Annotated in this window: 6 protein-coding genes; 2 read left to right on the top strand and 4 right to left on the bottom strand. The window is 69.6% G+C overall.

Translation table 11 applies throughout. The features are described from left to right. Together pyk and ACWGIG_RS33670 are read right to left on the bottom strand one after the other, a co-directional pair. A partial coding sequence (gene pyk, locus ACWGIG_RS33675; protein WP_453325494.1) for a pyruvate kinase occupies positions 1–895 on the bottom strand: 895 nt, incomplete at its 3' end. A gap of 136 nt (positions 896–1,031) precedes the next feature. Next, positions 1,032–1,739 (bottom strand): SIMPL domain-containing protein, encoded by a 708-nt coding sequence (locus ACWGIG_RS33670; protein WP_453325493.1) that lies wholly within the window; start codon positions 1,737–1,739, stop codon positions 1,032–1,034. 338 nt (positions 1,740–2,077) lie between these two features. Between ACWGIG_RS33670 and ACWGIG_RS33665 the strand changes: the two genes are divergently transcribed. Then, positions 2,078–3,883, top strand: coding sequence for a 5'-nucleotidase C-terminal domain-containing protein (locus tag ACWGIG_RS33665; protein ID WP_453325492.1), 1,806 nt, complete (start codon positions 2,078–2,080; stop codon positions 3,881–3,883). Between the two features lie 81 nt (positions 3,884–3,964). On the opposite strand, the gene ACWGIG_RS33660 is transcribed toward ACWGIG_RS33665, so the two are convergent. Further along, the gene (locus tag ACWGIG_RS33660; protein ID WP_453325491.1) at positions 3,965–5,389 is read right to left on the bottom strand and encodes a lysine N(6)-hydroxylase/L-ornithine N(5)-oxygenase family protein; all 1,425 of its coding nucleotides are present in this window, start codon (positions 5,387–5,389) and stop codon (positions 3,965–3,967) included. A 111-nt stretch (positions 5,390–5,500) separates the two neighbouring features. Then, on the bottom strand, positions 5,501–7,024 hold the full coding sequence (locus tag ACWGIG_RS33655) for a pyridoxal phosphate-dependent decarboxylase family protein (RefSeq protein ID WP_453325495.1): 1,524 nt from the start codon (positions 7,022–7,024) through the stop codon (positions 5,501–5,503). A 1,125-nt stretch (positions 7,025–8,149) separates the two neighbouring features. Here ACWGIG_RS33655 and ACWGIG_RS33650 point away from each other — a divergent pair. Beyond that, entirely contained in the window at positions 8,150–8,794 is a 645-nt protein-coding gene (locus ACWGIG_RS33650) for a cysteine hydrolase family protein (RefSeq protein ID WP_453325490.1), read from the top strand. The last annotated feature ends 56 nt before the right edge of the window (positions 8,795–8,850 follow it).

Genomic DNA, 8,850 nt, shown 5'->3' with positions numbered 1-8,850 from the left:
CCGCGTTGGCGACGTCGGATGCTTCGGCGCGGGTGGGGCGGGAGTTCTCGATCATGGAGTCGAGCATCTGGGTGGCCACGATGACCGGCTTCGCGTTGCGCTTGGCGAGTTTGATGGCGCGCTTCTGGACGATGGGGACCTGTTCCAGGGGCATTTCGACGCCGAGGTCGCCGCGGGCGACCATGATGCCGTCGAAGGCGGCGACGATGTCGTCGATGTTCTCGACCGCCTGGGGCTTTTCGACCTTGGCGATGACCGGGAGGCGCCGGTTCTCCTCGCGCATGATGCGGTGGACGTCTTCGATGTCGCTGCCGCTGCGGACGAAGGAGAGGGCGATGATGTCGGCGCCGGTGTTGAGGGCCCAGCGGAGGTCTTCGATGTCCTTCTCGGAGAGGGCGGGGACGGAGACGGCGACTCCGGGGAGGTTGAGGCCCTTGTGGTCGGAGACCATGCCGCCTTCGATGACGGTGGTGTGGACGCGGGGGCCGTCGACGGAGGTCACTTCGAGGGTGACCTTGCCGTCGTCGACGAGGATGCGTTCACCGGCCGTGACGTCGGTGTTGAGGCCCTCGTAGGTGGTGCCGCAGGTGTGGCGGTCGCCTTCCATGGGTTCGACGGTGATGGTGAAGTCGTCGCCGCGTTCAAGGAGTACGGGGCCTTCGCGGAAACGTCCGAGGCGGATCTTCGGGCCTTGAAGGTCGGCGAGGATTCCGACGCTGCGGCCTGTTTCGTCGGCGGCTTTGCGTACGTGGTGGTAACGCTCCTCGTGTTCGGCGTAGGTGCCGTGGCTGAGGTTGAAGCGGGCGATGTCCATTCCGGCTTCGACCAGTGCCTTGATCTGGTCGTATGTGTCGGTGGCGGGGCCCAGGGTACAGACGATCTTTGCTCGGCGCATACCTCCGAGCCTAGGCCTTACCGGTGGGTAGGTAATTGGCGGTGCATGACTACTCAACCACCTTTGGGTGAAAGGTTATTGACAAGTGTTGAATTGTGCACAGGGGCGCTCCGATGAGCAATTGGGCTCGGGGGGATCAGAGTTGGGGCGGGGCCATGGTGAAGCGTGCGTTGACGTGGGCGTGGACGGTCTGGCGCTGGGGTTCGAGGTCGAGGGCGGGGGCGGCTTCGGCTGCGGCGCCCCGCATCACGCCGCCGTAGCCGGCGGCGACGGGGTGGCCCACGTCCCTGGAGGTGTTCTCGCTGCCGTCGTCGGCGAGTTCGAGGAGGGCGACGAGGTGGGTGCCGAGGGCTTCGGCGTATTCGCGGGCGCGGACGACGGCTTCGTGGACGGCCTGGGTGCGGGCCTGTGCGTATACGGGTGAGGTGGGGCGCAGGGCCCACCAGGGGCCGTCGACGCGGGTGAGTTCGAGGTCGGAGAGGCGGGTGGTGAGTTCGCCGAGGGTGGTGAAGTCGGTGAGTTCGGCGGTGATGCGGACGCGGCCGTGGTAGGCGCGGACGCGTTCGTTGCGGCCCTTGTGGGTGAGTTCGGGGTTGATGGAGAAGGAGCCGGTTTCGAGCTTTTCGACGGCGTCGCCGTAGGTCTTGACGAGGTCGAGGACCGCGGCGTTGCGGCGGGTGAGGTCTTCGAGGGCGGTGCGGCGGTCGGTGCCGCGGGCGCTGATGGTGATGGAGATGCCGGCGATTTCGGGGTCGACTTCGAGGCGTGCTTCGCCGCGGACGGCGACGCGGGGTGCGGCGGGGGTGCCGTAGGGGGTGGCGGGGGTGTGGGTCTCGGTGGTCACTGCGGGCTCCTTCGGTGGGTGTGCGCGCGGTCTGCGCGTGGCAGGTGCGTGGTCTGCGCGTAGCGGGTGTGTGGTCTGCGCGTAGCGGGTGTGTGGTGCCACGTACCACCTGGTCTGCGCGTGGCGGGTGCGTGAGTGCACGCGCCTGGTCTGCGCGTGGCGTGCAGGCCCTGTTGGTGGCAGGTGCGTGCTGCTGGGTGTCGTACGACCACTGTGGCATCCGGGTCCGACTTCCGGGAGTCATCGGATCGAAACCTGTAAGGGGTGTCGCGTTTCGCGGGTCTGGGTCAGAATCTACGCGCGTTGTGCATGGGCAACGCGAGGACGAAGGAGTTCAAATGCCGCTGAATCGACGGAAGTTTCTGGGGCAGGCCGCTGCTACCGGTGCCGGTGTGGCGCTGGCCGGTGGGGTCGCGGGTTCTGCGGAGGCCGGGGAGCGCGGGCACGGTCACGGTCGGCCGCCGAAGCGGTACTCCTTCACGGTGATGGGGACGACCGATCTGCACGGGAACGTCTTCAACTGGGACTACTTCACGGACAAGGAGTTCGACGACAAGGACCACAACGACGTGGGTCTGGCGAAGGTCTCGACCCTGGTGAATGCGATCCGCAAGGAGAAGGGCCGCCGCAATACCCTTCTGATCGACGCGGGTGACACGATTCAGGGCACCCAGCTGTCGTACTACTACGCGAAGGTCGACCCGATCACGGCGAAGCGTGGTCCGGTGCATCCGATGGCGCAGGCGATGAACAAGATGGGTTATGACGCCGCGGCGCTCGGCAACCATGAATTCAATTACGGAATTCCGGTGTTGCGGAAGTTCGAGGAGCAGTGTGATTTCCCGCTGCTCGGGGCGAATGCGTTGGATGCGAAGACGCTGCGGCCGGCTTTCCGTCCGTACAGCATGCACCGTCTTCGTACGCCGCACGGGCGTGATGTGAAGGTGGCGGTGCTGGGTCTGACGAATCCCGGTATCGCGATCTGGGACAAGCAGAACGTGCAGGGGAAGATGGTTTTCCCGGGTCTTGAGGAGCAGGCGGCGAAGTGGGTGCCGAAGCTGCGGTCGATGGGTGCGGACGTCGTGATCGTGTCGGCGCATTCGGGTTCGTCGGGGACTTCTTCGTACGGTGATCAGCTGCCGTACGTGGAGAACGCGGCCGGTCTGGTGGCGGAGCAGGTGCCGGGGATCGACGCGATTCTGGTCGGGCACGCGCACACGGAGATCGCGGAGTATTTCGTCGAGAACAAGGCGACGGGCAAGAAGGTTCTGCTGTCGGAGCCGTTGAAGTGGGGTCAGCGGCTGACCCGGTTCGACTTCGAGCTGGTGTGGGGCAAGGGCCGTTGGACGGTGGAGAAGGTCGGGGCGCGCGTCCTGAATTCGAATGCCGTGGAGGAGGACCCGCGTATCACCGGGATGCTCGGTGACGAGCACAAGAAGGTCGTCGCCTATGTGAACCAGGTGATCGGTACGTCGACGGCGGCGATGACGACGGCGGAGGCGGCCTGGAAGGACGAGCCGCTGATCGATCTGATCAACCTGGTGCAGGTGGAGGCGGTGAAGACGGCTCTGGCGGGCGGCGAGTACGCGAAGCTGCCGGTGCTGTCGCAGGCGTCCTGCTTCTCCCGTACGGCGAAGGTGCCGGCCGGGCAGATCACGATCAAGGACGCGGCGGGTCTGTACCCGTTCGAGAACACGCTGGAGGCGCGTCTGCTGACGGGTGCGCAGGTCAAGGAGTACCTGGAGTACTCGGCGAAGTACTACGTGCAGACGGCGGCGGGCGGTCCGGTGGATCCGGCGAAGCTGACGAATGCGGAGAACACCCCGGACTACAACTACGACGTCGTCTCGGGCCTGACGTACGAGATCGACATCGCGAAGCCGAAGGGGGCGCGGATCGTGAAGCTTTCGTACGACGGGAAGCCGTTGGACCCGAAGGCGCAGTTCGTGTTCGCGGTGAACAACTACCGGGCGAGCGGCGGCGGTGCGTTCCCGCACATTGCGGGTTCGAAGCAGCTGTGGGCGAATTCGGAGGAGATCCGCAACACGATCATCACGTGGGTGAAGGCGAAGGGGACGGTGGATCCGAAGTCGTTCGCCTCGGTGGACTGGAAGCTGACGCGGGACGGGGCGCCGGTGTTCTAGGCGGCAGTTGTCGGTCTTCTGGGCGGCAGGTGTCGTACGTGTGGGCCGCATCCCTTCGTGGGGGTGCGGCCCTTCGTCGTGTCAGGCCTTCAGTTGTACGAGGCCTTCGCGCTGGCTGGGGAGTCCGGGGCGGGCGGGGGTGCCCAGGCCGAAGGTGGTGAAGGCGGTGCGGGCGGGGAGGGGGTAGGCGTTGGTGCCGGTGATGGAGTTGAGGATGACGGCGCTGCGCCAGGCGGCGAGGCCGAGGTCGGGGGCGCCGACGCCGTGGGTGTGGCGTTCGGCGTTCTGGACGTAGACGGAGCCCTGGACGACGGGGTCGAGGAGGAGGCGTTGCTGTTCGTCGATGCGGGGGCGCTGGGCGGAGTCGCGCTTCATGTACGGGTCGAGGGCGGCGAGGATGCGGTCGACGGGGCGTTCGCGGTAGCCGGTGGCGAGGACGACGGCGTCGGTGGTGAGGCGGGAGCGGGTGGCTTGCTGGGTGTGTTCGAGGTGGAGTTCGACCTTGGTGGTGGCGACGCGTCCTGCGGTGCGGACGTGGACTCCGGGGGTGATGGTGACGTCGGGCCAGCCGCCGTCGAGGGTGCGGCGGTAGAGCTCGTCGTGGATGGCGGCGATGGTGTCGGCGTCGATGCCTTTGTGCAACTGCCATTGGCGGGGCAGGAGTTCGTCGCGTACGCCTTCGGGGAGGGCGTGGAAGTAGCGGGTGTAGTCGGGGGTGAAGTGTTCCAGGCCGAGTTTGGAGTACTCCATGGGGGCGATGGCTTCGGTGCGGGCGAGCCAGGTGAGTTTTTCGCGGCCGACGGGGCGGGCGCGCAGCAGGTCGAGGAAGACTTCGGCGCCGGACTGGCCGGATCCGATGACGGTGACGTGTTCGGCGGTGGTGAGGCTCGTGCGGTGGGTGAGGTAGTCGGCGGAGTGGATGACGGGGACGGTGGGGGCTTCGGCGAGGGGTTTGAGGGGTTCGGGGATGTACGGGGCGGTGCCGACGCCGAGGACGAGGTTGCGGGTGTAGGTGCGGCCGAGGGCTTCGGCTTCGCCGTCGGTGTCGAGTTGGGTGAAGTCGACTTCGAAGGCGGTGCGTTCGGGGTTCCAGCGGACGGCGTCGACCTGGTGGCCGAAGTGGAGTCCGGTGAGGTGGTCGCTGACCCAGCGGCAGTACGCGTCGTATTCGGTGCGTTGGATGTGGAAGCGCTCGGCGAAGTAGAAGGGGAAGAGGCGTTCGCGGTCGCGGAGGTGGTTGAGGAAGGTCCAGGGGCTGGAGGGGTCGGCGAGGGTGACGAGGTCGGCGAGGAAGGGGACTTGGAGGGTGGCGCCTTCGATGAGGAGGCCGGGGTGCCAGTGGAAGGTGGGGCGCTGTTCGTAGAAGGCGGTCTTGAGGCCGCCGTGGATGCCGTCGGCGAGGGCGGCGAGGGAGAGGTTGAAGGGGCCGATGCCGATGCCGACCAGGTCGTGGGGGTGGTCGGGGGTGGAGGGCTGGGGGGCCTGGGGTGGCGGGGCGGCGGTCATCGGTGGGTGGGCCTTTCGGGCGGGGTGGGGCGGGATGGGTGGGGTGGTGGGCGGGTGTGTGTGGGTCGGCGGGTGGGGCGGGTGCGGTGAGGGGGGGGTGCGGGGCGCGGGCTACGCTCTGCGCCCTGCGCGCGGGGTGCGGGGTGCGGGGTGCGGCTGCTGTGCCTGCTGGGCGCGATGTGCCTGCTGTACGTCTGCTGCGTCTGCTGCGTCTGCTGCGTCTGCTGCGTCTGCTGCGTCCTCAACTCCCGGATGGGCTGGGCAGGTTGAGCAGGACGAGGCGAGGAGGGCTTCGAGGTCCTGGGGGGTGGTGTGGGGGTTGAGGAGGGTTGCTTTGAACCAGAGCCGGTCGTCGAGGCGGGCGCGGCCGAGGACTGCGCGGCCTTCGGCGAGGAGGCGGCGGCGGGTTTCTGCCACGTCCGCGTCGGTGGAGCCGGTGGGGCGGAAGAGGACGGTGCTGAGGGTGGGGCGGTCGTAGAGCTCCAGGCCGGGGTTCTTGTCGACCAGGTCGGCGAGGTGGTGCGCGGCGGCGAGGGTGCGGTCGACGAGGTCGGCGAGGCCGTCGCGGCCCAGTGCTTTGAAGGTGACGGCGATCTTCAGGACGTCGGGGCGTCGGGTGGTGCGCAGGGAGCGGCCGAGGAGGTCGGGGATGCCGGCGTCGGTGTCGTCGTCGGCGTTGAGGTAGTCGGCCTGGTGGGTGAGGCAGCCGAGGGTGGTGGTGTCGGCGACTGCGAGGAGGCCGGCGGCGACGGGCTGCCAGCCGAGTTTGTGCAGGTCGAGGGTGAGGGTGTGGGCGCGGTCGAGGCCGTGCAGGAGGTGACGGTGGGCGGGGCTGAGGAGGAGGGGTCCGCCGTAGGCGGCGTCGATGTGGAGGTCGGCGCCGTGTTGGTCGCAGAGGTCGGCGATCTCGGGGATCGGGTCGATCTGGCCGGTGTCGGTGGTGCCGGCGGTGGCGGCGACGAGAGTGGGGTGGTGGAGGCGGGTGAGGGCTTCGTCGAGTGCGGCGAGGTCGAGGGTGCCGGCGGGGGCGGGGACGACGACGGGTTCGGGGAGGCCGAGGAGCCAGGCGGCGCGGCTGAGGGAGTGGTGGGCGTTGGCGCCGACGACGAGTTGGACGGGGCCGTGGTCGGCGTGCTTCTCGCGGGCGAGGAGGAGGGCGAGCTGGTTGGACTCGGTGCCGCCGGTGGTGACGAGGGCGTCGGGGTGTTCTTCGTACGGGTAGATCTCGGCGGCGAGGGTGCGGGTGAGGGTCTCTTCGACGGCGGATGCGGCGGGGGCCTGGTCCCAGGAGTCCATGGAGGGGTTGAGCGCGGACGCGGCCAGGTCGGCCGCGACGGCGACGGCGAGGGGCGGGCAGTGGAGGTGGGCGGCGCAGTGGGGGTGGGCAGGGTCGGCGGCGCCTGCGGCGAGGGCGTGCACGAGGGTACGGAGGGCCTCGTGGGGGCCGGTGCCGGTGGCGGGGAGAAGCGGGTCGGCGGCGGCGCGCACCTGTGCGGCGGTGTACGCGGGGCCTCCGGCCGGGAGGGGGCCGGGGCGGGCGGCGGCGCCGGAGGCCAGGGCGGTAAGAACGGTGCCGAGAAGGGGCTGGAGGGCCGCGGCCCCGGCATATCCGCCGGCCAGGGGCGGGAGGGGCACGCCGTGGAGGGGCTGGGAAGCGGCGTCGTCCGGGTGGGGGTCGGAGTCGGTGGCGGGGGTCGGGGCGGAGGAGCTGCGCGGACCGGAACCGGCGACGGCGCCGGGGGCCGGGGAACCGCCTGGATCAGGAGCAGGGCCGGCACCCGGGGCAGCGCGGGGGGTGGGGGCGGTGTCCGGGCGGGGCCCCGGGTCGGGGGCGGGAGTGGGGGCGGTGCGGGGGGCGCCGCTGCCGTGGCCGGTGCGGGTGCCGGGCTGCGGCGTGCTCATGCAGGGTCCTTCGGGGTGTGTGCGAGGGGTGGGCACACCAGCCTGTACGGGGATCGGGTCGGGTGTCCGGAGAGGACAACGATCTGAACTCGAAAGTGGTACTGCCGTACGGGGAGCGGAAGTTGATTGAAGCCGGACTGATATACGGCCGTGGGCCGGGGCGGGGCCCTCACCGGGAACGGACCCCTCACCAGAGGGTGGACACCGCACGAGGGGGCGGGGGCCTCGCCGTAGGGGGGCCTCGCCGTAGGCGGACGCCTCGCCGTAGGCGGACGTCACCCCGTGAACAGGCCCCTCCCCCCTAGGACGGACGCCTCCCCGTGGACGGGTGTCTCGTCAGAAGGACGGGCATCTCGTCGGGGGCCTCGCCAAAGGTGGGTACCTCGCTGTGGCGGGTGCCTCACGAGGGTGGGGCCTCGGTGGAGGTGAGGGCTTCGTCTCGGGGCGCCGCCCCAGAAGGTGGCGGCGCGCCCTCACCCGCCCCGGTTCCGTCCTCATCTCCCTCTGGAAATGGCTGAAATGTGGAGGGATGTGGCATTGCGGTCGTGCGGGCGATGGCTGACGATTTGGGCATGCCCCCTCCCCGCCGGTTCGTCGTGGTGCCGATTTCCGAGGCGCTCCCTGCTGCGAGCCGTGGGGCCGGCGGCGTGCCGCTCGGCGCAGTGCGGCCGGTGCCGGGGGCCGGCCCGGTACAAGGCCCTGCATCGGGACCGGTGCCCGTACCCGTACCCGTACCCGTGCCCGTGCCCGTGCCCGTGCCCGTGCCGCAGTAGGTTCCAGGGCCGGCGGTTCCGGCTTCCGGTTTCTCTCACTCACCTCCCACTTCCCTCCCCTCTTCGAGAAAGTGAAGTACTGGCGATGACGAACCTCTCCGGGTCCTCCGGGACCCCTCCCGAGCCCTCCACGACACTGCGTGAAGTGAGCGGTCTGAGCACCACGCTGCCCCGGCTCGGGGATGCTGCCGCGCTGGTCATGATCGACTTCCAGAACGCCTACCGCACGGGCGTCATGGCCCTGGACGGCGTGGAGGAAGCGGTCGCGGCGGGGGCCAGGCTGCTGGCCGAGGCGCGCTCCGCGGGCATACCGGTGGTGCACGTGCAGCACGACAGCGGCGAGGGTTCCCCCTTCGACGTACGCACCGAGATCGGGTGGATCAGTACCGAGGTGGCCCCGGTCGACGGCGAGGAGGTCGTCACCAAGAACTTCCCCAACTCCTTCCACCGCACGGACCTGGCGGAGGTCCTCGCGGCCCGGGGCGCGGCGGAGGGCAGCACGCTGGTGCTGGCGGGGCTGATGACGCACATGTGCGTCAACTACACGGCGCAGGAGGCGTTCAACCTCGGCTACCAGCCGGTGGTGGTGGCCGAGGCCACCGCCACGCGGGCGCTGAGCTCGCCCGGCGGAAAGGTGGTGCCGGCCGCGGAGATGAAGGCGGCGGCGCTGGCGGGCATCCAGGACCTGTTCGCCGTGGTGGCACCGGGCGTGGACGACCTGCTCCGGTAGGAGGCGGAAAGAACGCCGCGGCAACCGCGGGACCGGCCGGGCGGGGGGGGCGGTCC

The organism is Streptomyces sp. NPDC054863 (genome assembly GCF_053610825.1).
Note: the sequence above shows the minus strand (reverse complement) of the source record. Positions and strands in the feature narration are given on the sequence as shown.

What these genes read in the sequence shown, in the direction of transcription:
- ACWGIG_RS33665 (WP_453325492.1), top strand. Translation starts at nt 2,078, where the DNA reads ATGCCGCTGAATCGACGGAAGTTTCTGGGGCAGGCCGCTGCTACCGGT.
- ACWGIG_RS33660 (WP_453325491.1), bottom strand. Translation starts at nt 5,389, where the DNA reads ATGACCGCCGCCCCGCCACCCCAGGCCCCCCAGCCCTCCACCCCCGAC.
- ACWGIG_RS33650 (WP_453325490.1), top strand. Translation starts at nt 8,150, where the DNA reads ATGACGAACCTCTCCGGGTCCTCCGGGACCCCTCCCGAGCCCTCCACG.